General features: G+C 62.9%; 21 protein-coding genes and 1 tRNA gene. 13 read left to right on the top strand and 9 right to left on the bottom strand.

Annotation, left to right across the window (positions count from 1 at the left end):
- Nucleotides 1-8: 8 nt before the first annotated feature.
- Entirely contained in the window at nucleotides 9-1,409 is a 1,401-nt protein-coding gene (locus tag OSJ75_RS19910) for an NAD(P)(+) transhydrogenase (Re/Si-specific) subunit beta (protein ID WP_267229235.1), read from the top strand.
- 71 nt (nucleotides 1,410-1,480) lie between these two features.
- Here the strand turns inward: OSJ75_RS19910 and OSJ75_RS19905 are convergent, their stop codons facing one another.
- Together OSJ75_RS19905 and rpsU are read right to left on the bottom strand one after the other, a co-directional pair.
- Complete coding sequence (locus OSJ75_RS19905) at nucleotides 1,481-2,344, bottom strand: tetratricopeptide repeat protein (protein ID WP_267229248.1); 864 nt, start codon at nucleotides 2,342-2,344, stop codon at nucleotides 1,481-1,483.
- A gap of 135 nt (nucleotides 2,345-2,479) precedes the next feature.
- Nucleotides 2,480-2,731 (bottom strand): 30S ribosomal protein S21, encoded by a 252-nt coding sequence (gene rpsU / locus OSJ75_RS19900; RefSeq protein ID WP_099997993.1) that lies wholly within the window; start codon nucleotides 2,729-2,731, stop codon nucleotides 2,480-2,482.
- A 367-nt stretch (nucleotides 2,732-3,098) separates the two neighbouring features.
- Here rpsU and OSJ75_RS19895 point away from each other — a divergent pair, with 367 nt between their 5' ends.
- From OSJ75_RS19895 to OSJ75_RS19875, 5 genes are all read left to right on the top strand, one after another.
- Nucleotides 3,099-4,352: a sarcosine oxidase subunit beta gene (locus OSJ75_RS19895; protein WP_267229234.1), complete on the top strand. Its 1,254-nt coding sequence runs from the start codon at nucleotides 3,099-3,101 to the stop codon at nucleotides 4,350-4,352.
- Nucleotides 4,353-4,372: 20 nt separating this feature from the next.
- Nucleotides 4,373-4,726, top strand: a complete 354-nt coding sequence (locus OSJ75_RS19890) for a sarcosine oxidase subunit delta (protein ID WP_250020258.1) — start codon at nucleotides 4,373-4,375, stop codon at nucleotides 4,724-4,726.
- A gap of 2 nt (nucleotides 4,727-4,728) precedes the next feature.
- Entirely contained in the window at nucleotides 4,729-7,710 is a 2,982-nt protein-coding gene (locus OSJ75_RS19885; protein ID WP_267229233.1) for a sarcosine oxidase subunit alpha, read from the top strand.
- The gene (locus OSJ75_RS19880) at nucleotides 7,703-8,260 is read left to right on the top strand and encodes a sarcosine oxidase subunit gamma (RefSeq protein ID WP_267229232.1); all 558 of its coding nucleotides are present in this window, start codon (nucleotides 7,703-7,705) and stop codon (nucleotides 8,258-8,260) included. Before OSJ75_RS19885 ends, OSJ75_RS19880 begins: the two co-directional genes overlap by 8 nt.
- Before the next feature lie 123 nt (nucleotides 8,261-8,383).
- Nucleotides 8,384-9,649 (top strand): alpha/beta hydrolase, encoded by a 1,266-nt coding sequence (locus OSJ75_RS19875; RefSeq protein ID WP_267229231.1) that lies wholly within the window; start codon nucleotides 8,384-8,386, stop codon nucleotides 9,647-9,649.
- On the opposite strand, the gene OSJ75_RS19870 is transcribed toward OSJ75_RS19875, so the two are convergent.
- From OSJ75_RS19870 to OSJ75_RS19850, 5 genes are all read right to left on the bottom strand, one after another.
- Complete coding sequence (locus tag OSJ75_RS19870; RefSeq protein ID WP_267229230.1) at nucleotides 9,576-10,064, bottom strand: MaoC family dehydratase; 489 nt, start codon at nucleotides 10,062-10,064, stop codon at nucleotides 9,576-9,578. The two genes, OSJ75_RS19875 and OSJ75_RS19870, sit on opposite strands and share 74 nt — an antisense overlap.
- A gap of 72 nt (nucleotides 10,065-10,136) precedes the next feature.
- Nucleotides 10,137-11,426, bottom strand: a complete 1,290-nt coding sequence (locus OSJ75_RS19865) for an Hsp70 family protein (RefSeq protein ID WP_267229229.1) — start codon at nucleotides 11,424-11,426, stop codon at nucleotides 10,137-10,139.
- Nucleotides 11,427-11,566: 140 nt separating this feature from the next.
- The gene (gnd, locus tag OSJ75_RS19860) at nucleotides 11,567-12,592 is read right to left on the bottom strand and encodes a phosphogluconate dehydrogenase (NAD(+)-dependent, decarboxylating) (protein WP_267229228.1); all 1,026 of its coding nucleotides are present in this window, start codon (nucleotides 12,590-12,592) and stop codon (nucleotides 11,567-11,569) included.
- Nucleotides 12,593-12,708: 116 nt separating this feature from the next.
- Nucleotides 12,709-13,929, bottom strand: coding sequence for a YeeE/YedE family protein (locus OSJ75_RS19855; RefSeq protein ID WP_267229227.1), 1,221 nt, complete (start codon nucleotides 13,927-13,929; stop codon nucleotides 12,709-12,711).
- A 170-nt stretch (nucleotides 13,930-14,099) separates the two neighbouring features.
- Nucleotides 14,100-15,824 (bottom strand): PAS domain-containing protein, encoded by a 1,725-nt coding sequence (locus OSJ75_RS19850; RefSeq protein ID WP_267229226.1) that lies wholly within the window; start codon nucleotides 15,822-15,824, stop codon nucleotides 14,100-14,102.
- A 103-nt stretch (nucleotides 15,825-15,927) separates the two neighbouring features.
- Between OSJ75_RS19850 and OSJ75_RS19845 the strand changes: the two genes are divergently transcribed.
- The 6 genes from OSJ75_RS19845 (at nucleotide 15,928) to OSJ75_RS19820 (ending at nucleotide 22,039) form a co-directional block, all read left to right on the top strand.
- A complete protein-coding gene (locus tag OSJ75_RS19845; protein WP_267229224.1) occupies nucleotides 15,928-16,617 on the top strand; it encodes a CerR family C-terminal domain-containing protein in 690 nt (229 codons plus the stop codon).
- Nucleotides 16,614-17,630 carry a secretion protein HlyD gene (hlyD, locus tag OSJ75_RS19840; protein WP_267229223.1) on the top strand — a complete coding sequence of 339 codons (1,017 nt, stop codon included), beginning with the start codon at nucleotides 16,614-16,616 and terminating at the stop codon, nucleotides 17,628-17,630. The genes OSJ75_RS19845 and hlyD overlap by 4 nt, the downstream gene beginning before the upstream one ends.
- Nucleotides 17,627-19,381, top strand: coding sequence for an ATP-binding cassette domain-containing protein (locus OSJ75_RS19835; protein ID WP_267229222.1), 1,755 nt, complete (start codon nucleotides 17,627-17,629; stop codon nucleotides 19,379-19,381). The genes hlyD and OSJ75_RS19835 overlap by 4 nt, the downstream gene beginning before the upstream one ends.
- Nucleotides 19,378-20,520 (top strand): ABC transporter permease, encoded by a 1,143-nt coding sequence (locus tag OSJ75_RS19830; RefSeq protein WP_267229221.1) that lies wholly within the window; start codon nucleotides 19,378-19,380, stop codon nucleotides 20,518-20,520. Before OSJ75_RS19835 ends, OSJ75_RS19830 begins: the two co-directional genes overlap by 4 nt.
- Before the next feature lie 3 nt (nucleotides 20,521-20,523).
- Nucleotides 20,524-21,639: an ABC transporter permease gene (locus tag OSJ75_RS19825; protein WP_250020271.1), complete on the top strand. Its 1,116-nt coding sequence runs from the start codon at nucleotides 20,524-20,526 to the stop codon at nucleotides 21,637-21,639.
- A gap of 121 nt (nucleotides 21,640-21,760) precedes the next feature.
- Nucleotides 21,761-22,039, top strand: coding sequence for a hypothetical protein (locus OSJ75_RS19820; RefSeq protein ID WP_267229220.1), 279 nt, complete (start codon nucleotides 21,761-21,763; stop codon nucleotides 22,037-22,039).
- A gap of 102 nt (nucleotides 22,040-22,141) precedes the next feature.
- Here the strand turns inward: OSJ75_RS19820 and OSJ75_RS19815 are convergent, their stop codons facing one another.
- Nucleotides 22,142-23,212: a porin gene (locus tag OSJ75_RS19815; protein ID WP_250020273.1), complete on the bottom strand. Its 1,071-nt coding sequence runs from the start codon at nucleotides 23,210-23,212 to the stop codon at nucleotides 22,142-22,144.
- A gap of 1,281 nt (nucleotides 23,213-24,493) precedes the next feature.
- On the opposite strand from OSJ75_RS19815, the gene OSJ75_RS19810 reads away from it, so the two are divergent.
- Complete coding sequence (locus OSJ75_RS19810; RefSeq protein ID WP_250018328.1) at nucleotides 24,494-24,922, top strand: VOC family protein; 429 nt, start codon at nucleotides 24,494-24,496, stop codon at nucleotides 24,920-24,922.
- A 45-nt stretch (nucleotides 24,923-24,967) separates the two neighbouring features.
- Here OSJ75_RS19810 and OSJ75_RS19805 read toward each other — a convergent pair.
- Nucleotides 24,968-25,042 (bottom strand) — tRNA-Val (locus OSJ75_RS19805).
- Nucleotides 25,043-25,057: the final 15 nt, after the last annotated feature.

Below are 25,057 nucleotides of genomic sequence, written 5' to 3'. Positions count from 1 at the left end.
CCAGAAGCATGAGCGTTGATTTCGCAGCTTTTCTCTATCTCGTCTCCGGCGTGCTTTTCATTCTTGCATTGCGCGGGCTTTCGCACCCGACCACCAGCCGGCAGGGCAATTTCTACGGCATGATCGGCATGGGGATTTCGATCGTCACCACGCTTGCCCTGGCCGAACCAAGCTTCAAGGGCCTGGGGCTGATCATTCTCGGCCTCGCCATCGGCGGCGGTGTCGGCGCCTATATCGCCAAGCAGATCGCCATGACCGCCATGCCGCAGCTCGTCGCGGCGTTCCATTCGCTGGTCGGCTTTGCCGCCGTGATGGTGGCGGCTGCCGCGATCTATTCGCCGGATTCATTCGGCATCGGCGAAATAGGCAGCATTCACGGACAGGCGCTGGTCGAAATGTCGATCGGCGTCGCCATCGGCGCCATCACGTTCACGGGGTCGATCATCGCGTTCCTGAAGCTCGATGGCCGCATGTCGGGCAAGCCGATCATGCTGCCAGGGCGCCATTTCATCAATGCGGCCCTGCTTCTGGCGATCGTCGTGCTGGTGATTGCGCTGGTGATGACCGAAAGCCACACGGTATTCTGGCTGATCGTCATCCTGTCGCTGGTCCTCGGCGGTCTCATCATCGTGCCGATCGGCGGCGCCGACATGCCGGTCGTCGTCTCCATGCTCAACTCCTATTCGGGTTGGGCGGCGGCGGGCATCGGCTTCACGCTGGGCAATCTTGCACTGATCATCACCGGCGCGCTGGTGGGGTCCTCAGGCGCCATCCTGTCCTACATCATGTGCAAGGGCATGAACCGGTCGTTCATCTCCGTCATCCTTGGCGGTTTTGGCGGCGAAACGGCCGGGGCTGCAAGTGGCGAGGTCGAGCAGCGGCCTGTCAAGCAGGGTTCGGCCGACGATGCGGCCTTCATCATGAAGAACGCATCGAAGGTGATCATCGTCCCGGGCTACGGCATGGCAGTCGCGCAGGCGCAGCATGCGCTGCGGGAAATGGCGGACAAGCTCAAGGCCGAGGGTGTCGAGATCAAATACGCCATCCATCCGGTCGCCGGCCGCATGCCGGGCCATATGAACGTGCTGCTGGCGGAAGCCAACGTGCCCTATGACGAGGTCTTCGAACTCGAGGACATCAATTCGGAGTTCGCGCAGGCGGACGTGGCCTTCGTCATCGGCGCCAACGACGTGACCAATCCGGCTGCAAAGACCGATCCGAAATCGCCGATCTTCGGCATGCCGATCCTCGATGTGGACAAGGCCGGCACGGTGCTCTTCATCAAGCGCGGCATGGGTTCCGGCTATGCCGGCGTCGAGAACGAGCTGTTCTTCCGCGATAATACGATGATGCTTTTCGCCGACGCCAAGAAGATGGTCGAGAACATCGTCAAGGCTCTCGATCACTGACCAAAAAAAGCCCGGCACTGCCGGGCTTTTTCATTCCATGGATTGGGTAGGGGGCTCGGCAAATGGCTGCGTCAGGCGCCGCCGCCGCGCGTACGGGCGAGGCCGTCCTTGGCCGGCTTGTAGTTCGGATCGAGCTGAACGGCCTTGGCGTAGGATTTGGCCGCGCGGGCCTTGTCGCCGCGGCGCTCATAGATCAGCGCCTGGTTGGCCCAGCCCTCGGCGATATCGCCATCGAGCTTGATCGCCGTATTGAAATCGTCAAAGGCATTGTCGTCGTCGCCAAGCGCCGCATAGGATATGCCGCGGCCATTATAGGGCTCGGCGGCATCGGGCTGCAGCGATATGGCCGTCGAGAAATCCTCGATCGCTTCCTTGTGCTGATTGCGCGCCTGGTAGATCAGGCCACGATTATGGTAGGCGCGGGCGTCCGTGGTGTTGAGCTGGATCGCCTGCTGGAAATCGCTCAGCGCTTCGTTCAGCCGGCCGGCCTGGCGGTAGAGATTGCCGCGGCCGATATAGGCGGTGTCATATTGCGGGTTGATCTGGATCGCCTTGGAATAATCGGCGGCCGCCTGGGCGGTGTTCCCCATGTTGCGGTAGACGAGGGCGCGGTTCGCATAGGCCTGGTAGAAATTCGGATTGAGCTGCAGCGCCGTGTTGAAATCCTTGATCGCATCATTGTTGCGACCGGCGCGGCCAAAGGCGGACCCGCGCACATTATAGGCTTCGGGATCCTTGGGATTGTTGCGGATGACGTCGTTCAGGGAACTGATGTTCTCGGCCGACCCCTGCGCCTTGTCGATGCCCACCATGCTGGAGGTGGGGGTGCTCTGACAGCCCGCGAGCGCCAGAAGGGCGACGGAAGACAAGGCGAAACCAGTGGTGCGTATCGATCCGACCAGCGATCGGGCGCGGCTGCTTGATGGCGTTTCCATAGTCTTTTTCATCTTCCCTGTTCCCGTCCAACAAAAAGCTTTGGGTACAAAACCGTTCCCATGTCAAACGAAAAAGGGCGGTGTGACGCAAGCCACTCCACCCTTGACCTCGGTCAAGCCGACGTAAACTACGACTTAGCGTGCCGCTGATGCGCGAACCGGAGCCTTGCGGGCCGGCATCGGCAGAAGGCCTTCGCGCTGTGCCTGCTTGCGGGCAAGCTTGCGGGCGCGGCTGATGGCTTCGGCCTTCTGGCGAGCGCGCTTGATCGAAGGCTTCTCGTAGTGGTCATGCATCTTCATTTCGCGGAACATGCCTTCGCGCTGCATCTTCTTCTTGAGAACGCGGAGAGCCTGATCAACATTATTTTCGCGTACGAGTACCTGCACGTTATTTCCTGTCTCTTAGAATTTCGTTGAGCCCGGTCACCTGAAATTAGGAACAAGAACCAGACTTCGCGATGGGTCCCCACCGCAAACTGGTGTCGGCATTAGCAGAAAGTCTGCGCCATGTCCACCGGAGTCATTCATGCGCGGCAGCTTTTCCTTCGCGGCGGCCCGGCCTCAATCGCGGCTTTCAAAGCCTGAGCGCCAATCTCCGTCGCAAAATGGCAAAAGACCACTGGCCGAATGCGATACTGATGCATAAAAGCGTGGTTCTTCGTTCGGCGTTCGAGGGCGATTGCCGGGCAGGATTTACGCAGTATTCTCCGCGAAGCCGATGCTTTTTCGGGGATGATTTGCCAAGGATTGGATGATGCGGAAATATTCGGTATTTGCATTGGCACGCGAGGCGATGCGCGCTCACAAGGGCTGGGACCAGCAATGGACCTCGCCCGAACCGAAATCGGAATATGACGTCATCATCGTCGGGGCGGGCGGGCATGGCCTTGCCACGGCCTATTACCTTGCCAAGGAGCACGGCATTACCAATGTCGCCGTCCTCGAGAAGGGCTGGCTCGGCGGCGGCAATACCGGGCGCAACACCACGATCATCCGCTCGAACTATCTCTACGACGAATCCGCCGGGATCTACGAGCACGCGGTCAAATTGTGGGAAGGCCTGAGCCAGGACCTTAACTACAATGTCATGTATTCGGCGCGCGGCGTCATGATGCTCGCCCACAACATCCACGACGTGCAGGTGTTCAAGCGGCACATCCACGCGAACCGGCTCAACGGCATCGACAATGAGTGGCTCACGCCCGAGCAGGTCAAGGAATTCTGCCCGCCGATCAATATCTCGTCGGATGCGCGCTATCCCATCATCGGCGCGGCGCTCCAGCGCCGTGGCGGCACCGCGCGCCATGATGCGGTTGCCTGGGGCTATGCGCGCGCGGCGGCGGATCGCGGCGTCCACATCATCCAGAATTGCGAAGTGACGGGCATCCGCCGCGCGCCGAATGGCGCGGTGGTCGGTGTCGATACAAATCGCGGCCCGATCAACGCCAAGAAGGTCGGCGTCGTCGCGGCGGGCCACACATCCGTCATCATGAACATGGCGGGCGTGCGCATGCCGCTGGAAAGCTATCCGCTGCAGGCGCTGGTCTCGGAGCCGGTCAAGCCGCTGATACCATGCGTCATCATGTCGAATACGGTCCACGCCTATATCTCGCAGTCCGACAAGGGCGAGATGGTGATCGGCGCCGGCACGGATCAATATACGTCCTATTCCCAGACCGGCGGGCTCCATATCATCAACCATACGCTGGATGCGATCTGCGAGATGTTCCCGGTGCTGACGCGCCTGAAAATGCTGCGTTCATGGGGCGGCATCGTCGATGTGACGCCGGATCGCTCGCCGATCCTCGCCAAGACGCCGGTGCCCGGCCTTTATGTCAATTGCGGCTGGGGCACTGGCGGTTTCAAGGCGACGCCGGGCTCCGGCAATGTCTTCGCCCATACGATCGCCCGCGACGAGCCGCACCGGATCAACGCGCCATTCACGATCGAACGCTTCACAACGGGCCGTCTGATCGACGAAGCCGCCGCCGCCGCCGTGGCGCACTGAATCTGGAACGAGGCCAACACATGCTTCTCATCAAATGCCCCTATTGCGAAGAAGAGCGTCCGGAACTCGAATTCCGCCACGCCGGCGAGGCGCATCTCGTGCGCGAGGGCAAGATCATCGACCAGTCGGACGAGGATTTCGCTGCCTTTCTCTATCTGCGGCAGAACCCGAAGGGCCTTGTCTATGAGCGCTGGCGGCATATTCACGGCTGCGGCCGGTTCTTCAATGCCATACGCGACACGGTTTCCGACAAGTTCCTGACCGTCTACAAGGCCGGCGAGCCGCGCCCCGACTTGACGGCGATCAAGGCGGAGGGCGCCGCCGCTCCCACCACCAGAAAACGCCGCTCCCGCACCACCAAATCGGAGCTCTGACAATGAGTTCGTCACTTTCTTCCGGAAGCAACCGCATTGCCGGCAAGGGCCGCCTCACGCCGGCGAAGACTGTCCGCTTCACTTTCGACGGCCAGAACCTGACCGGTCTTGAGGGCGATACGCTGGCTTCCGCACTGCTCGCCAACGGCATCCACCTCGTCGGGCGCTCGTTCAAATATCACAGGCCGCGCGGCATTCTCTCCGCCGGCAGCGAGGAGCCGAATGCGCTTGTCGATATCGAGCGTGACAAGGCGCGCCGCCAGCCCAATGTCCGGGCGACCGTCCAGGAAATCTACGATGGTCTGAAGGCGAAGTCGCAGAATCGCTGGCCGTCGCTGACCTTCGACGTCGGATCGGTCAATGATCTCTTCTCGCCGATGCTTCCGGCCGGCTTCTACTACAAGACGTTCATGTGGCCGAAATTCGCGTGGAAGTCGATCTATGAGCCGAAGATCCGCGCTGCCGCCGGCCTCGGCGTGGTGCCGGGAGAGGCCGACACCGACCGCTACGCCAATCGCTTCGCCCATTGCGACCTGTTGGTGGTGGGCGGCGGTGCCGCCGGTCTTGCCGCCGCGCTCGGTGCGGCCGAAACCGGCGCAAAGGTCATCCTGTGCGACGAGCAGCCGGAAATGGGCGGCGCGCTTCGCTATGAAAGCGGCGTCACGATCGATGGCCTCGATGCCTATGCCTGGGCCGAGGCGACCGCAGCCAGATTGCGGAACATGAGCAATGTGACGGTATTGTCGCGCACCACCGCCTTTGGCTATTACGCGCAGAACTTCGTCGGCCTCGTCGAACGGATCAGCGACCATCTGAGCCGGCCTGCCGCCGATATGCCGCGCGAGCGGCTGTGGCAGGTGCGCGCCAGGAAGGTCGTCCTCGCCACCGGCGCCATCGAGCGCCACATGGTCTTTGCCAATAATGACCGTCCGGGCATCATGCTCGCCTCGGCGGCGCGGCTTTTCCTCAATCATCACGGCGTGGCGGTCGGCCGCAAGGTCGGCGTCTATACGGCGAACGATTCCGCCTATGCCGCCGCGATCGATCTCAAGCGGGCAGGGATCGACATCCCCGTCATCGTCGATACGCGCGACAATCCGGCGTCGCCGGTGGTCGAAGAAGCGCGCTCGCTCGGCATCGAGGTGCTTGCCGGACACGCGGTGTTCAGTGCGGGCGGCAAGCGCCGGGTATCGTCCATCCAGGTGAAGCCCAACAAGGGCGGCGGCAATGAGCGCAGGATCACGGTCGATGCCCTGATCATGTCGGCCGGCTGGACACCATCGGTGCACCTGTTTTCGCAATCGCGCGGCAAAGTGGCCTGGGATGCGGCAAATGAACGTTTCCTGCCGGGCGATCATGCGCAGGATTGCGTTTCGGTCGGCGCTTGCAACGGTACCGACGACCTGCAGGCGACGCTGGACGAGGCCCTCTCCGCAGTCGCCGCCAGCGGGACCAGGCTTGCGGCGTCGGGCGGTTCGGGCTGGGTCGGCGGCATGGTGGGTTCGGCCCCCGGCGCCGGTGCGGATACGACCGTAAAGGCCTTTGTCGACTTCCAGAACGACGTCACCGCCAAGGATGTTCGCCTCGCCGTGCGCGAGGGCATGCACTCGATCGAACACGTCAAGCGCTTCACCACGAACGGCATGGCGACCGACCAGGGCAAGACCTCGAACATGCACGGGCTTGCCATCGCCGCCGAGGCGCTGGGCAAGCCTATCCCCGCGGTCGGCCTCACCACCTTCCGCGCTCCGTTCACGCCGGTGACGTTCGGCAGCATCGTCAACAATGCGCGGCACGGCCTGTTCGATCCGACCCGGCGCACGCCGATACATGCGTGGCACGCCGCCCAGGGGGCGCCGTTCGAGGATGTCGGCCAGTGGAAGCGCGCCTGGTATTACCCGCAGGCGGGCGAGGACATGCACGCCGCCATCAATCGCGAATGCGTCGCGGTGCGCAATCATGCCGGCATTTTCGATGCCTCGACCCTCGGCAAGATCGAGGTGGTGGGGCCGGATGCGGCCAAGTTCCTTGAGCTGCTCTATACCAATCCGTGGGAAAAGCTCGGCGTCGGGCGCTGCCGCTATGGCATCATGCTGCGCGAGGATGGCTTCATCTATGATGACGGCGTCGTCGGCCGCCTCGCCGAGGATCGGTTCCATGTGACGACGACCACGGGCGGCGCGCCGCGCGTGATGCACCATATGGAGGATTATCTCCAGACGGAATTCCCGCATCTCGATGTCTGGCTCACCTCCACGACGGAGCAATGGGCCGTCATCGCCGTGCAGGGGCCGAAAGCCCGGCAGATCATCGCGCCATTGGTGGAAGGCATCGACCTTTCCAACGAGGCGATGCCGCATATGAGCGTGCGCGAGGGCAGGATTTGCGGCGTTCCGACCCGTCTCTTCCGCATGTCCTTCACGGGCGAGGCCGGCTATGAGATCAATGTGCCGGCCGATTACGGCCAGGCGGTGTGGGAGGCCGTCCATGCCGCGGGCAAGCCGCTGGGCCTGACGCCCTATGGCACCGAGGCCATGCATATCCTGCGCGCGGAAAAGGGCTATATCATCGTCGGTCAGGATACGGACGGTACCGTCACGCCGCATGATGCCGGATTGAGCTGGGCCATCGGCAAGAACAAGACGGATTATGTCGGTATTCGCGGCCTGCTCCGGCGCGACCTGGTGGCGCCGGGCCGCAAGCAGCTCGTCGGCCTGCGCACGAAGAACCCGAGGACGGTGCTCGAGGAGGGGGCGCAGATCGTGGCCAACCCGAACCAGCCGGTTCCGATGACGATGATCGGCCATGTGACGTCGTCCTACTGGTCGGAAAATTGCGGCCGTTCGATCGCGCTGGCGCTGGTCGTGGACGGGGCGAAACGCATGGGTGAAACGCTTTATGTGCCCATGCCCGACGGAGTGATCGAAGTGGAAGTGACCGGCACCGTGTTCTTTGACGAAAAGGGAGAACGGCTGAATGGCTGACATGAGCTCCGCAACCCGCCTCCATCCCCTGCGCGCCGACAGGCAAAGCGGGCGCACGGTCAGCGTGACCCCCGCTGGCGACGCGACGCGCATATCGCTGAGGGCACGCCCCGATGCGGTGGCGAAGCTTTCGCGCCTGCTCGGGCTTTCCCTGCCCACGCGGCCAAAATCCACCGCCATCGCGAAAGACGGGCGAGCCGCACTCTGGCTCGGGCCCGACGAATGGCTGCTGATCGACGGGCCGGACAGCGACGTCGCGGCGGTGCTGGCGCGCGCCGACGTGCTCCATTCCGCGGTTGATGTCTCGCACCGCAATGTCGGTATCATCGTGTCGGGCGAAGGCGCCGACCGCACCATCAGCGGCGGTTGTCCGCAGGACCTGTCACTGGCCGCTTTTCCCGTCGGCGCGGCATCGCGTACGGTGCTCGGCAAGATCGAAGTGATCGTCTGGCGCACCGGCGAAGACAGTTTCCGCATCGAATGCTGGCGCTCGTTTTCCGAATATGCCTATTCATTTCTGCAGGAATCTGCCAAGGATTGCGGCATCTGACAGGGTGACCGCGCGGCACTTATTCTTCAGGTGTGGTTCAACCACACCACAATTACGCCGTGCTTTTTTCTGAATAGACGCAGGTGATTGCCATCCGGCGGTTACAACTGCCGAGAAAAGAAGATGGCGATCAGGAAGCGTCTGGTAATTAATTTTACGGGTTACGAGGGCCTGCGGCCGAACGCCGTGCGCGACCGCTACCTGAACAGTGCTGCGGATTTCGACCAGTTGTGGCATGCCACGACCTCGTCCACGCCGATGGCGCCCGCCGGCGGCGACATCGCTGCCATGACCCTCACCACGACGGGAGCCGATTGGGAAACCGAGACGGAATTCGTCCAGTTCGGCACGGCCGGCATATTCGAGGATTACGCGGCCAGGAGCGTGCCGACCCGTTTCGCCTCCGGCCTTTCGGCCTTTCTCGATATCATCCTTTCCGGCACCTTCTATCGTTATTGGCGCACGAGCTGGCGTTTCTGCCTGTTCTTCCTGTGGCCTTTCGCGCTCGCCTGCTTCCTCGTCTCGTTTCTCGTGGCGGCGGGCCTTGCCCCGCTGTTTCTCGAATCCAACCCATGGCATCTTGCCTGGACCATCCCGGCGGCGGCGATCATCTGCCGCATCCTGATCCGCTGGCCGGGAGACCGCCTGTTCTTCTCCTATCTGCTCGATGACTGGGCGGCTGCCTCCGACCGGATCCACGGCCGCAGCGCATTGCAGCACGCGGCGAAATTGCGGTTCGCCGAGATGTTTGCCGAGAAGCTGCGCGCGAGCGAGGCGGAGGAGATCGTGGTGGTGGCGCATAGCCTCGGCACCGTGCCGGCGGTCGAGGCCATGGCCGACCTGTGGCGCAGCAATCCGGAACTGATGCGGAAGAAGCCGATTTCGCTGGTCGCGGCCGGCTCGTGCCTGCTGATGATTGCCCTGCACCCGCGCGCGGCGATGCTGCGCGAGGATGTGCGGTTGCTGCTCGAGGAATCGCCGCTGCTGTGGACAGAGTTCCAGGCGGTGACCGACATCATCCATTTCTATCGCTCGGACCCGGCTGTTTCCCTCGGCATCCGGCCGAAACAGGCGCCGATCATCAAGCGGATCGGCTTCAAGAACATCCACAGGCCGGCGCGCTATGGCCGGGCGAAGAACAATTTCTTCAAGATGCACCTGCTGTTCCTGAAGGGCGCGCAGATCCGCAACGAGTACGACATGGGCATGTTCGTGCAGGGGCCGATACCGTTCCGCGAACTGGTCACCACCTATGCAGGAGAGCCGGCGCCGCTCGACGATCTTGGCAGGCTGGCGCCGGCGAGGGCGAACAATGTCAGAGTTCGTCCATCTCGGGCGGATTTTCCAGGACCGCCAATGTCAGCCAGTTCGCTACCAGCGCGGGCTTGAGCGTGTTCTCGATTTCGAGCGTCACCTCGTAATTGTTGAGCACGCGCCCGGATGGCCGGATGTCGGCATCGGCGAGCTTGAAGCGCGCGCGCACGCGCTTTCCCGTGTGCACCGGCGACATGAACCGGACCTTGTCGAAGCCGTAATTGATGCCCATCGTCGCGCCTTCCAGCATGGGCAGCGCCTCATATGCCAGGGTCGAAAGCAGCGACAGCGTGAGGAAACCGTGCGCGATCGTGCCGCCGAAAGGCGTTTCCTTTGCCGCACGTTCAGGATCGGTGTGAATGAACTGGTGATCGTCGGTGGCGTCGGCAAACTGATCGATCATTTGCTGGGTGACGACGCGCCATTCGGAGCAGCCGATCTCGGTGCCGATCGCTGCCTTCAACTGTTTCAGGGAGATCGCGTCCTTCATGGGTTCCTATCCTGACTCTCTGCCATTCCGGCTGCTCTAGCGCTTTATCGGCGCATTGTCACCCCGGCTGGTTCAGGCCGTCCATTGGCCGATATCGTCGCGCTCGCCGATGAGGGCAAGCCCGTGGGCGATGGACAGCAATTCGCCGCCGCTTTCTATGCGACCTTCGTCGAAGCGCCGCGTGAAGATGCGGCGCACGGCGGGAACGAAGGAGGTGCCGCCGGTCAGGAACACCTTGTCGATCTGCGCCGCGCTGGTGGCCGTCCGTTCAAGCACGTCGTCGAGCGCCGCTTCGATCTTTTGCAGGTCGGGCGCAATCCAGCTCTCGAATTGCGGCCGTGTCACCGCCCTGCTGCCGCCGGGTCCGAGCGGTGCGAATTCGAAGCGGGCCTCCTCCTCGGCGGACAGCGCGATCTTGGTGGCGGAGACGGCCTGGTAGAGCGGGTAGCCCTCGTCATGCTCGACGAGATCGATGAACAGTTCCAGCTTGTCCGGGTCGAGGCTGTCGCGCAGGAGCTTCTTCAATTCGGTGAATTCGCGCGAGGTCTTGAAGATGGAGAGCTGGTTCCAGCGGCCGAAATTGGCGTAATAGGACGACGGCACTTCCAGTACCTTGTCGAAGCTCCTGAAGAAGGTGCCCTTGCCGATCTGCGGGGCGACGATGTTCTCGATCATCCGCGAATCGAAATGGTCTCCCGCGATGCCGACGCCGGAGTGGCCGACGGGAATGGCGCGCAATCGGCCGGCGGAACGTTCGAAGCGAATGACGGAATAGTCCGTCGTGCCGCCGCCGAAATCCGCGACCAGCACGGTCGCGTCACGGGTCAGGCTCTGGGCAAAGTAGAAGGCCGCGGCGACCGGCTCGTAGACGAAGTGAAGTTCGGGAAAGCCGAAGCGCCCCAGCGCTTCGTTGTACCGCTCGATCGCAAGCGCGGGATCGGGCCTCGCCCCGGCGAAATGCACCGGCCTGCCGACGACCACGCGCGAGATCGCCGATGGCCAATCCGCCTCGGCATAATGGCGCAGGCGGCGCAGGAACACCTCCATCAGGTCTTCGAATGTCTGCCGCTTGGCAAAGACCAGCGTGCCTTGGAACAGCGCGCTGGCGGCGAATGTCTTGATGGATTGCAGGAACCGGCATTCGCCCGGATTGTCGATGAACTGGCGGATGGCCGAATGGCCGGCCTCGACCTTGAGCGCCGTTGCGCCGACGACCGGGTCTTTCATGAAGGAGAGGGCGGTCCGCATCGTATCCGAACTGCCTGTCGGACTGTTGAAGCGGACGGAGCGTGTGCCGTTCCCCTCCGTCAGGGCGAGCACCGTATTGGTCGTGCCAAAATCCAAGCCGAGAGCCTGTGCCATGGGTGCATCCTGTGTGGAATCCATCGAAAATCAGGAGCGCGGCGCCGCGCGCCCCGAAGGGGACGCGCCTAATGACACATCATCGCCCAGGGTGCAAGTCTGGAGGGTGCAAGTCTGGGATTGCAAGTCTGGGCTGCGGATCAATCCGGCTTCTTGGGCTTCTCCGAATGGCCGCCAAATTCGCTGCGCATGGCGGAAAGGACCTTGTTGGCGAAATCGGCATTGCCGCGCGAGCTGAAACGCTGTTGCAGCGCGGCGCTGAGTACCGGCGTCGGCACCGCCTCGTCGATCGCGGCAATGGCGGTCCAGCGGCCTTCGCCGGAATCGGAGACATGGCCGGCGAAACGTTCCAGGGCGGGGTCTTCATGCAGCGCATCCGCGGTCAGGTCCAGCAGCCAGGAACTGATCACGCTGCCGCGCCGCCACACTTCGGTAATGTCCGGAATGCTGAACTGGTATTGGTAATGCTCGGGATTTTTCAGCGGCGTCGTTTCCGCATCGACCTCATGGCTCTGGAGACCGATATCGGCATTGCGCAGGATGTTGAGCCCCTCGGCATAGGCGGCCATCAAGCCATATTCGATGCCGTTATGGACCATCTTGACGAAGTGGCCGGCGCCATGCGGCCCGCAATGCAGGAAACCCTGGTCGGCCGTATTGGCCGGGTCTTCGACGCGGGTCGCGGTGGGCGCAACGCTGCCCTTGCCCGGGGCGAGGGAAGCGAAGATGGGGTTGAGGCGGGTGACGGTCGCCTTTTCGCCGCCGATCATCAGGCAATAGCCGCGCTCCAGGCCGAATATGCCGCCGCTGGTGCCGACATCGACATAATGAATGCCTTGAGTGGCGAGATCGCGGCCGCGGCGGATATCGTCATGATAATAGGAGTTGCCGCCATCGATGAGTATATCGTCCTTGTCGAGCAGGGGGACCAGTTCGGCAATGACGCTGTCGACGATCGCCGCCGGCAGCATGAGCCAGATCGCCCGCGGCCTGGCCAGAAGCGACACGAATTCGCCGAGAGACGTGCTGCCTTTCGCCCCAAGAGCCTGCAATTCAGTCATGCTTTCGGCCCGTTTGTCATGGACCACGCATTCATGTCCATGTTTCATCAGCCGCTGGGCCATATTGCTGCCCATGCGTCCAAGTCCGATCATACCAAGCTGCATCTCATGTCTCCGGGAGAAAGTAGGAAATAATTAGGTGATGGCCGCCGGCGATGCCGGCGGCGTCCATTTATAGCCAATTTTGCAGCGATGCTCAGTGAAAAAAACTTGAAGAGCAGCTATCCGTCCGCGCGGGATACGGCCTTGCGTTCGAAGAAGAAGAACGGACGCAGTTTCACGCCGAACACATTGCCCGCAAAGGCCGCTGCCGCCCAGAGCCAGCCGTGAAGGCTGCCGGAGGCGATGCCGGAGAAATAGGCGCCGATATTGCAGCCATAGGCGATGCGGGCGCCATAGCCGAGCAGCAGGCCACCCGCGACGGCGGCCAAAAGTGACCGCAGCGGTATGTTGAACGACGGCGCGAACTTGCCGGCGAGCGCCGCTGCGAGCATTGCGCCTGCGACGATGCCGAAATCCATCACCGAGGTGATATCGGCGAAGACGCTTTCGCTGAGCGCCTTGGCATTGCCGGGTGTCTGCCAATAGGCCCACGCGGACGGGTCCACGCCGATGATTTGCGCGCCCTTCGCGCCCCAGAGGGCGAATGCGGAGGTGATGCCCCACGGCCGGCCGGCAATGGCCAGCGTGACGAAGTTCAGGAGCGCCAGCGCGACGGCGCCGAATACCAGCGGCCAGGGTCCGCGCAGATAGCGCGGCAGGCCGTGGCGCGGCGAGGGCGCCGGGGTTTCTAGCGCGCCATGGCGACGCTTCTCGACCAGTATGGTCAGGCCGGCGATCGCCAGGAACAGCAGCAGCGAAATCGCGATGCCGCCCGCCGCGCCGAATGTGTTGACCAGCGATATGGGCGGAAGCGCCGGCAGGCTCGTCCACCAGTCGAAATGGACCGTGGCGACGACCGAGCCGATGATGAAGAAAAGCAGGGTGACCAGCATGCGCGCATTGCCGCCACCGGCGGTGAACAGCGTGCCGGAGGCGCAGCCGCCGCCAAGCTGCATGCCGACGCCGAACATGAATGCGCCGATGATGACCGACAGTCCGGCCGGCGATACGGAACCCTTGACCGCGGTGCCGAAGAGCGATCCGCTCGCCAGCGGCGGGAAGAACAGCAGGACGGCGAGCGCCAGCAGCAGCATCTGCACGCGCAGGCCCCTGCCGCGGCCATCGGCGATGAACACGCGCCAGGCGGAGGTGAAGCCGAAGGCCGCATGGTAGAGCGTGATGCCGAGGGCGCCGCCGACGAGGAACAGCGCGCCCTGCGCGGGTCCATAGGCGAGGCCCAGCGCAAGCGTGCCGATGGCGAGCACGAGGAGCGCTCCCAATCCGGGCGTGCCGAGCGGCGAATGCGCCGTCGGGTTCTGGTCAAGGGTGGTTGCAGACATGATCGATATCCTTCTTTGCGCGGACCATACGCCTGAGCCGGAAGCCATGCCAGAAATCACCTTGCCCTTATTGGTTGGGTAAGGAACGATATTCTCCGGTTCCGGATAATAGTGGAACGATATTCCAATCGGGCTGTTGCAAACTTGCGGGAGAACCACCCCCCGGTGGCTCAGGATGAGGGAGTTGGGCGATACAGCGCCACGCGGTTGCGGCCCTGCGCCTTGGCCGTGTAGCAGGCGGCGTCGGCCTGCGCCAATGCCTCGCCAAGGGTGATCGCGCCATCGCCCAGCAGCGTGACGCCGATGCTCGCTCCGACGTCCCTCAACTCGCTCGGATTGGCGGGACCCACGCCGAGCGCGCCGACGAGCTCGTTGGCGAGCGCAATGGCATCTCCCTCGCTGCCGACAGCGACAAGCACGGCGAATTCGTCGCCGCCGAGCCGCCCGGCAATGGCGCCATGCGGCAGGATGCGCAGCAATATCTCGGCGAAGGATTTCAGCAATTTGTCGCCGGCGGCATGGCCATAGGTGTCGTTCACCGACTTGAAATGATCGAGATCGATGTAATAGAGCCCGTACTGGACGCCGGCGGCCAGCCGGGCGAGGGCCGAGGTGGCCGCCGTCTCGAAGGCGATGCGGTTGCTCAGTCCGGTCAGCGGGTCATGCGACGCGGCATGGGCGAGCTGGCGCTGCAATTGCCGCGCGGCGGTGATGTCCTGGACGATGAGAACCGCGCCCGTGATGCGGCCGGTCAGGTCGAACAGCGGCGATGCAAGATTGCGCAGCGCGCGCCGCTCGCCATCGGGGCGGAAAAGCAGATTGTTCTCGGCGCCCTCCACGGTCCGGCCGCTCCTGATCGCCAGCATGCTGCTCAACAATACCGGTTCGCCGGTCAATTCGTCCCGCAGGGCAAAGACCGCGTCCACCGTCTCGCCGATCAGGTCGGCCTTGCTCTTCAGCAGAAGGCTTTCCGCCGCCGGATTGGCGAAGGTGATGCGGTTTTCCACGTCGGTCGTCAGCACCGCATCGCCGATGGAATTCAGCGTGATGCGGTAAAGCTCCTTCTCCCGCGCCAGCGCTTCCGCGCCGACGACTTCATCGGTGACGTCCCAGATGCTGCCCATCAGCAGCGTCGACGCCCCATGCGTCACCCGCCTTGCAAGCGCGATCACATGGCGGATGTCGCCGTCGGGCTTGACGATCCGATAGCGCATCTTGGCCGGCTGCCCGGTTTCCAGCGTGCTTTCGATCTGCGCTTCGGCGCTGGCTGCGTCGTCGGGATGGAGCAGTTCGTGCCAGGTTTCGCGCGCAATGGTGCGCTCGCCCGGCGGCAGCCCGAAAATCTCGCGCATGCGCCGGTCCCAATAGACCGTTTCGGTCGCCGGATCGAACTCCCAAAGCCCGATCTGGCCCGCATCGAGCGCCAACTGCACGCGCTCGTTCGAAAATTTCAGCTGGCTCTCCACCTGCTTCTGGCTGGTGATATCGGTCTGCACCCCGATCATGCGGGTGGGCTTGCCATCCGCATCCCATTCCACCACGCGGCCGCGATCCAGAACCCAGACCCAGTACCCGTCCTTGTGGCGCAGCCTGAACTCGGTCTCGACACTGTCGCTGAGCCCCTTCACATGGCGCTCGCCGCTTTCCACGGCGCGCAGCCGGTCATCGGGATGAATGAGGGTGAGCCAGAGGTCGCTGCGGTCGCCGAGCTCCTCCGGTCGGTAGCCGAGCATGCGCTTCCAGGTGGGGGAATAATAGCACTGGCCGGTGACGAGGTTCGAATCCCAGACGCCAAGACCGGCCGATTCCAGTGCGAAGCTCCAACGATTGGCCTCCGCATCTTCCTTCGTAACATTCGGCCCCGAATGCAGCCTGATATTGGGAACGTCCGTCATGGCCGGATGCTAGCACAGAATAGGGCAACTGACAGTGTCCTCGCACGCATCGGGACTCAATTCATTCGATTGACTTAATTTGTCTCGCGCCTATAATGCGGGCATGGAAAAAGTCGCGAAAGATGAAGCCAGGGTCCCGGACCGGGGCGAAGCCACGCGGACGAAAATCCTCCCGGTCGCGCTCGACATGTTCGGCCGCTACGGCTTCGACGGAACCAAGACGCGCATGATCCGTGATGCCGCGGGCGTGAACCTGCAGGCGATTCCGTACCATTTCGGCGGCAAGGAAGGGCTGTACCTGGCGACGGCCGAATATCTCGGCGACCGCATCGACGCCCATGTGGCGGAGCTGCGCGGCCAGGTCCGCGGCCGGCTGGAGCAACTTGCCGCGGAGGGGCTCGCTCCCTCGCGCGAGGAGGCGGGAATGCTGCTCGGCTCGATCCTGAAAAAGATGGCGGCGGTGTTCGTCAGCGATGAATCCGCGCCGTGGGCGCGGTTCCTGCTTCGCGAGCAGATGGAGCCGACTGCGGCATTCCAGATCATCTATGGCCGCGTCATGAAGCCGATGCTCGAAGTCGGCACGCGGCTTGTCGGAACCATGCTCGGCGAAGACCCGGCATCCGAACATGTGCGCCTGCGCATGCTGGCGCTCATCGGCAGCATGCTCGTCTTCCGCATGGCCAATGCCGCCGTGATGGCGCAGATGCAGTGGTCCGGCGCCGGCCCTGCCGAAGTCGAGCGCATTCAGGCCCTCGCCGAGGAACTGATTGCCGAGCTTGGAGCGAAACGATGAACAGGCGGGCGCCGATCATCGGTCTTGCCGGCATAGCCCTGCTCGCTGGCGCCGGCTGGTGGTTCGACGTTCCGGCACGGATGGGCTGGGCCGAGCCGTCGGCGGCGGAGCGGACGCTCTACGGCAATGTCGACATCAGGCAGGTCCAGCTCGGATTTCGCGTCAATGGCAGGATCGACAGGCTCTTCGTCGACGAGGGCGACGATGTGAAGGCGGGGGCGGTCATCGCCGAGCTCGACGACGAGCCCTACCGCAATTCGGTTGCGGCGGCGGAGGCCGATGTGGCGGCGCTGCGATCGACATTGGAAAAGCTTGTCGCGGGGCCAAGGCAGACCGAGATCGCCCAGGCCGAAGCGACGCTGAACGAACGCCTGGCCGATTTGAAGAACGTCTCGCTTGCCCATGAGCGCGCGGCGCGACTGCGCCCGAACGGCACGATTTCGCAGGCGGGGCTCGATGAAGCCGCCGCCGCCAAGGCCGCAGCCGCGGCGCGGGCGGATTCGGCGCGCGAGGCACTGGCGCTGCTCAACGAGGGCTCGCGCAGCGAAGACATCGCAGCGGCGCGCTCCAATCTTGCGGCAGCCGAGGCGCGGCTTGCCTCGGCGCGCACGTCGCTTGCCGATACGCGGCTGCGGGCGCCCAATGACGGCGTCATTCTTTCGCGGGTTCGCGAAGACGGCGCAATCGTCAGCCCGAGCGACATCGTGGCGGTCCTGTCGCTGCATGAGCCGCTATGGGTGCGCAGCTATGTTTCCGAGACCGAACTCGGCAGCATCCGCCCGGGAATGGAAGTATCGGTGTTTACCGACAGCGATCCCGGCATGGCGGTGAAGGGCAAGATCGGCTTCATATCGCCAGTGGCGGAATTCACGCCGAAATCCGTCGAGACGCCGGATCTGCGGACGGACCTCGTCTACCGGCTGCGTATCGTCATCGACGGCCGCGCGGCCGGCCTGCGCCAGGGCATGCCGGTAACGGTGAGGCTGCCGCCGCCGGCAGTTGCATCGAGATGACAAACATCGCCTCCAGCGCGCAGGAACCGGCCGATGTGGTTCGCTTGGACGATGTGAGGAAAACCTTCGGCGACGGGCCGCCGGCGCTCAATGGCATTTCCGGGCGGATCGGCTCGGGCCAGATCGCCGGCCTTGTCGGCCCGGACGGTTCAGGCAAGACGACGCTGGTGCGCCTGATGACGGGGCTGATGCAGCCCGATAGCGGCAGCCTCACGGTGCTGGGCTTCGATGCCGCGCGGGAGGCGCGTTCCATCCAGCAATCCATCGGCTATATGCCGCAGCGATTCGGCCTCTACGAGGACCTTTCGGTCAGGGAAAACCTCGATCTCTATGCGGATCTGCGCGGCCTTGCGCCGGATATCCGCAGCGCGACTTTCGACGAACTCCTGACCTTCACCGATCTCAAGAGCTTCACCGGGCGCCTCGCCGGAAAACTTTCCGGCGGCATGAAGCAGAAGCTCGGACTCGCCTGTGCGCTGCTGCAGAAGCCCCGGCTGCTGCTGCTGGACGAACCGGGCGTCGGCGTCGATCCGATCTCGCGGCGCGAATTATGGCGGATGGTCGAGGACCTGACCAGGGAGGGCGTAAGCGTCGTCTGGTCCACCGCCTATCTCGACGAGGCCGAGGCCTGCGACAGCGTGCTGCTGCTCAATCAGGGCGAACTGCTCTTCGCCGGCGCGCCGGGCGAACTCACCGACCGCGTTGCCGGGCGTGTCTTCCGCATCAGCGGCGTTTCCGGCGGCAAGCGGGCGGCCCTCGGCAGGATATTGGAGCGCGAGGATGTCATCGACGGCGTCATCCAGGGCGACGCATTGCGGATCGTGCTCAAGCAGGCACCGGAGGCCGGGGCGCCGCGCGCCGACCTGCCGGAGGGGGCGAGCATGGCGCCGGCCGAGCCGCGCTTCGAAGATGCCTTCGTCGATATGCTCGGCGGCGGACCGGGCGGCCGTTCCGCCCTGGCGGAAGCGGCGACGGCGCGGGACCGGACCGGCGGCGATATCGTCATCGAGGCGAAGGGCCTGACCAAGCGATTCGGCGATTTCACCGCTGCCGACGATATCAATTTCGACATTCCGCGCGGGCAGATATTCGGCCTTCTCGGCCCGAATGGCGCGGGCAAGTCGACGACCTTCAAGATGCTGTGCGGGCTGTTGAAACCGACGCTGGGCGAGGGGCGTGTCGCCGGATATGATCTGCGCCGGGATACGGCGCAGGCGCGCAACCGGCTCGGCTACATGGCGCAGAAGTTCTCGCTCTATGGCGATCTCAGCGTCGCCCAGAACCTCGATTTCTTTGCCGGTGTCTATGGGCTTTCGGCCGATCTGCGGCGTGAACGCACCCGCCTGATGAAGGAGATATTCGCCTTCCGGCCGGTCGAGGCGATGTCGGCCAAGGACCTGCCGCTCGGGCTGAAGCAGAGGCTGGCGCTGGCCTGCGCCGTCATGCACGAACCGGAAGCGCTGTTTCTCGACGAGCCGACATCCGGCGTCGACCCGATCACCCGCCGTGAGTTCTGGACCCATATCAACGGCCTGGTGGAAAAGGGCGTCACCGTGCTCGTCACCACGCATTTCATGGACGAGGCGGAATATTGCGACCGGATATCGCTCATCTACCGGGGCAAGTCGATCGCGCTCGGCTCGCCCGACGAACTCAAGGCGAGCGTCACCGGCGCCGACATGCCGGACCCGACCATGGAAGATGCGTTCATCGCCCTCATCAGGCAATCGGATGCCGGGAGCAGCGCATGAGCGAGGCGACAAGGCCGCAGGCAAGCAGCTCCGTCCGCCGCCTCGTCGCGCTGGTGCGCAAGGAGACGTATCAATTGCTGCGCGATCCCAGCAGCATGTTGATCGCCTTCGTCCTGCCGCTGGTGCTGCTCTTCCTCTTCGGCTATGGCGTCTCGCTGGACACGACCCGCGTCAGGATCGGGCTCGTCGTCGAGGAGCAGACGCCGCTGACGCAGGATCTCGGCTTCAGCTTCAAGGCGTCGCGCTATTTCGAGGTCGTATCCGGCCAGGACCGGCGCCAGTTCGAGAAGGCGCTGGTCGATGGCGACATACGCGGGATACTGGTCGTCCCGGCGGATTTCGCGTCCGATTTCGCGGCGGGTTCCGAGGCGCAGATTCAGGTGATCGTCGACGGTACGGACCCCAATACCGCCAATTTCGTGCAGAACTACGCGCAAGGCGTCGTCGCCTCGTGGCGCGCCATCCGTTCGGCGGAAACCGCGACGGCCGGAAGCGGCATCGAGGTCGAACAGAGGTTCTGGTTCAATCCCGAACTGACGAGCCGCTACTTTCTGGTGCCGGGCTCCATCGCCATCATCATGACGCTGGTCGGGACGCTGCTGACGTCGCTCGTCATCGCGCGGGAATGGGAGAGGGGTACGATGGAAGCGATGATGGCGACGCCAGTCACCTCGCTCGAGCTTCTTGCCGGAAAGATACTGCCCTATTTCGTCCTTGGCCTGACATCGATGACGCTTTGCGTCCTCGTCGCGGTCTTTCTCTTCGGCATTCCGTTTCGGGGCTCCATCGTCGCGCTTTATGTGCTCGCGGCGACGTTCCTCGTTCCGGCGCTCGGCCAGGGGCTCCTGATCTCGGCGGCGACGAAGAACCAGTTCCTGGCGTCGCAACTCGCCCTGATGTCGGCCTTCCTCCCGGCATTCCTGCTGTCGGGCTTCCTGTTCGAGATCAATTCGATGCCGACGATCATACAATGGGTGACGCTGATCGTTCCCGCCCGCTATTTCATCCCCAGCCTGCAGACATTGTTCCTGGCCGGCGATATCTGGCCGATGTTCGCGCGGGCGGTCGCCGTCATGCTGGCGATCGGCGCCCTGTTCTTCGTGCTTGCCGCGCGCAGCACCCGCAAGCGGATCGAGTAGGCCATGTGGTGGACCCGGCTGAGAGCGCTGATCGTCAAGGAACTGCTCGCGGTGCTGCGTGATCCGAAGGGCAGGGCCATCCTCATCGTGCCGCCCATCCTGCAGCTTCTGGTGTTCTCCTATGCGGCGACGCTCGAGGTGCGCAATGTCGATATCATGGTGCTCAACCGTGACGGCGGCTATTGGGGCAGCGAGCTCATCCAGCGCATCGATGGCGCGCCGACCTTTCGCAGCGTCGCCCGGACGCAGGACGAGGCGGCGATCAGGCGGGCGATCGACAGGCAGCAGGTGGTGGCGGCGCTGGTGATAGGGCCGACCTTCTCGCGCGACATCGCGGCGGGTACCGTCGCAGACGTCCAGATCGTCCTCGACGGGCGCAAATCCAACGCATCGCAGATCGTCGCGGGCTACCTGAACCAGATCGTTCTTCAGCTCGGGCAGGAGATATCGTCGTCGGCGGGGCGCGGGCCGCCGGGCGGGGTCAAGGTGGTGGCGCGCAACTGGTTCAACCCCAATCTCGACTTCCAGTGGTTCATGGTGCCGAACCTCATCGCCAGCATAGCCATGCTGATCGGGCTCGTCGTCACCGCCCTTTCCATTGCCCGCGAGCGCGAACTCGGCACGTTCGACCAATTGATGGTTTCGCCGCTGCGCACGCATGAAATCCTGATCGGCAAGGTGATACCGCCGATGATCATCGGCCTCGTCCACATCACGATCTATCTGCTGGCGGCGATATTCCTGTTCGAAATCCCTTTCCGCGGCTCGCTGGCCTACCTCTATGGCAGCGCGCTGGTCTATCTGTCGGCGATCGTCGGCGTCGGTCTGTTCATCTCGGCGCTGTCGGCGACGCAGCAGCAGGCCATCCTCGGCGCGTTCCTCTTCATCGTGCCGGCGACGCTGCTTTCCGGCTTCGCAACCCCGATCGAGAACATGCCGGCCTGGCTGCAGCCGATCACGCTGGTCAACCCGCTGCGATATTTCCTCGTCATCGTGAAGGGCGTGTTCCTCAGGGATATAGGGCTGGAGGAGGTCGTGCGGCAAACGGTTCCGCTGATGATCATTGCCGCCTGCACGCTGACGGCCGCGGCATGGCTGTTCAGGCGGCGCCTGGAATGACGCACCCCGATCACGCGCGGACTCACGGTAATTTGTAGCGCCCGGCGGGTCCGGCGGCACAATTCCGGCCATTCCTGCCCGATCTTTTCCTCTCCAGTTACGCAGAGCGAGGAGTTTCGTGATGAATCGCAGAGATGACAGCTTGCCCGATTATGTCCGTGAATGCGCCGGTGCCGCCGATGGTCTCGGCCGCAAATATGGTTCGGGAGCCGCCTTGTTCGGGCTGCTGCTCGGCGGGCTGGTGGTGGGCGACCTGATGAGCCGGCCCGAAGGAATCAACGTGAACAGGGCCATGGACAGGGGGAATGCCGTCGAAGGTGGCGGCGGGGCGAAGAATGCCGTTCTGGTCAGCCTCGGCGCGCAGAAGGCGCGCTCCGGCCCGGTGCTTTGCAATCTTTAGCTTTGCAATCTTTAGCTTTGCAATCTTTGGCCCGGGTCTTGGGCGCATAAAAAAACAGAGGGCCGGAGCCCTCTGTTCACAAGTCGATAATCCGTTGAAGGATTAGAAGTTGCGCTGGAAGCGGATGATGCCCTGGAAAGCGTCGTCGCTGTCGGAAACGTCACCACGATCGCCATCAAACTTGGTGTAGTTGATTTCCGGGGTGATTACGAAGCCGGGAACCAGCTCGTAAGCAACGTTGGCAGCGGCAGCGAACGTGCCGTCGTCTTCGTATGCGCCCTGCAGGTTGACGGTTGCCTTTTCGGAAACCTTGGCAGCGATACCGCCCCAGACAGCGAAGTCACCATTCCAACGACCGAAGTAGTTGTTGCGGTATTCGTCGCCATTGGACTTGTAGCCACCCATTACCCAGGCCTGAACCGTATCGGTAACGTTGACGTTCAAGCGGATCTTACCAGCGAACTCTTCGGAAAGAGCGTCGTAACCGGCAACGGCACCGATCATGCCCCAAGCCTGTTCGAACTTCGCACCGGCAACGACGTGCGGCATGTAATCGTCGATTACGTAGTTGTCGCTTGCGCCGTAGTAGGAGTTGAAGCCAGCATCGTCACCCTGTTCCAGGCCGATCGTAGCCGAGAAACCATTGCCGCCGGCAAAGGTGTAGCTGATCTGGTTGGAAACATAGCCACCGAACTCGATGACGTCATCCGAGATCATGTCGCCGGCATAGCCGAGGTAGGACGTGAACTGCGAATCGGTTGCACCGACGCGGAAGCCGCCGAGTTCGATGAAGCCGTTGTTCAGCTCGACGGAGTCGGCATTGGCGCCATCGTCGAAGTTGTAACGCAGTTCGATGTACGAACGCAGCGTGCCAAGCTCGGTCTCGTTACGAGCGTCGACGCGCAGGGTTGCACGAGTACGCTTTGCCCAGGTGTCGCGCTCGACGCCGGTGTAGGCATCGTCGCCAGCCTTGGCGTCGTAACGCAGATAACCGCTGATCTTCAGGCAGGTTTCGGTGCCGGGGATGTAGAAGAAGCCAGCGCCGTAGGTGTCGCAAACGCGAACATATTCAACGGGCTCCGGCTCGGCGACGACGACTGCGTCAGCAGCACGTGCGCCGGTTGTTGCAACGAGTGCAGCGGCGGAGCCGATCAGAAGGCTCTTGATGTTCATTTGGATCTCCTTGGTTGTCTTGGGTTGCACCGTTCTAGACCCGTGTTGAGATTGCGGCAATTGAAAATGCAACCTGAAACCCAGCTTCGTTTGGGGGTGTTGCCATAATAGCACAAATTTTGGCCAACCCATTGAAAGTGTTAAGAAATGATTAAGTTCGAGCTTGGCAGGGGCATTTTTTTGCGCGGTTTCAGGGTGTCAAAAGCGCCTGGCATGCGGGACCTTCCTGTCCAGATAGGGCCGGGATTCTGCCAATTCGCTGCCACAAACCGGCCGTTTATTTGACAGATCCGGGGCAGGGCCGGCGGCGAATCATTGGGGGCTCCTCACTGAGCCTTTCCTTATGCTGAGCCATCTCCCGGTTGATTGCACCGCTGTTGCTGCAATCCCTTTAAAGCGCTGCATGAGGGAGAATTGTTGATCGCGGAAACGGAGGGGGTCCGAGATTGAAACCTCGCAGAACTACCGCCCTGCCACCCACCACCTCCCTCATGCTGAGCTTGTCGAAGCACGCAGCAACGTTGCTGCAGCACCTGTTAAATACGGAAAATCCTCACCACGCCCGCGCAATCGCGTCTGGTCATTGAAAAGGGGGGAGACGGGCGGTCTTCAGCGCGTCAGTATGGTATCAGGGTCGAGGTCCGAAGACCGCCCGCGACGTCTTTGCCTGCTGTTCCTGCGCTTGTCAGACGCAACAACCCGGAAAACGAAGCGCTACCTCCGTTTCCTTCTGCAGTTTGCCGGCCGATCGGGGTTGTCACTTCCGATCTTTCGGCAACGCCATCCTCTCCCAGCTTGTCGAAACAGCACCGGAAGCTGCTCCCCCACTGGAAAGGACCGAATCACAATAACCCGGTTTCAAAGTGGTGGGATAAGTTTCCATTTATCCCACCAGAGGGGACGTGCGTTGCATAAATAAAGTGCGTGCTTCGACAAGCTCAGCATGAGGATGATTGATTTGATTGCAGAAAAGCAGGGAGCCCAGGTTGGAAACCTCGCAGAATTATCCCCCTGCCAAACACCCAATTCCCTCATCCTGAGCCCTCATCCTGAGCTTGTCGAACCACGAAGGGCGCAGAAACGTTTGTGCAATCGCTTTTTTATAGCACCGCATCAAAATAGTGCGTGCTTCGTGGTTCGACGAACTCACCATAAGGGGCTCACCACGAGGCTGCTTGGCCCACCATGAGGGATCTGATTTGATGGCATGAAGGCTGGAAAATCGGCAGGGTTGCAGCCATGGTGTCACTTCCCGAACGAAGCCGGAGGGAGGAGCGAATCATGGCGACCAACGAACTGCATCGCGGACGACTTATCGATCACATCCAGCTGGTGGTGGAGGACCTGCCGGCATGCCGCCGTTTCTACGAGGCGGTTCTCGGCACGTTGGGCGTGCCGATCGGCGGTGCCGCGGAAAGCTTTTTCTGGGCGGACGAATTGTTCGTATCATCGGTGGACAGCATGGCGGCCCAGGGCCGGCCAACCGGCCGCCACCACCTTGCCTTCCAGGCGGACAGCCGCGCAATGGTGGATGGCTTTTATGCGGCGGGATTGGCGAATGGCGGAACCGACAATGGCGCGCCCGGCGAGCGGCCCTATCATCCGGGCTACTATGCTGCGTTCCTGCTCGACCCGGCCGGCAACAATATTGAAAGCGTCTATCATGGCGAGGCCCGGCGCAGCGCGCCTTCCGTCAAGATCACGTTCTAGGCGCCCGCGGGGCAGTCGAAGTCTTGGCTGATTGGAGGGGTCAGATGGTGGGCGTGACAGGGATTGAACCTGTGACCCCTACGATGTCAACGTAGTGCTCTCCCGCTGAGCTACACGCCCATCCGACGGGGCGCA

This window comes from Phyllobacterium sp. 0TCS1.6A, assembly GCF_026420825.1.
GTDB lineage: Bacteria > Pseudomonadota > Alphaproteobacteria > Rhizobiales > Rhizobiaceae > Phyllobacterium.
This window is presented reverse-complemented; position numbering and strand designations above follow the sequence as displayed.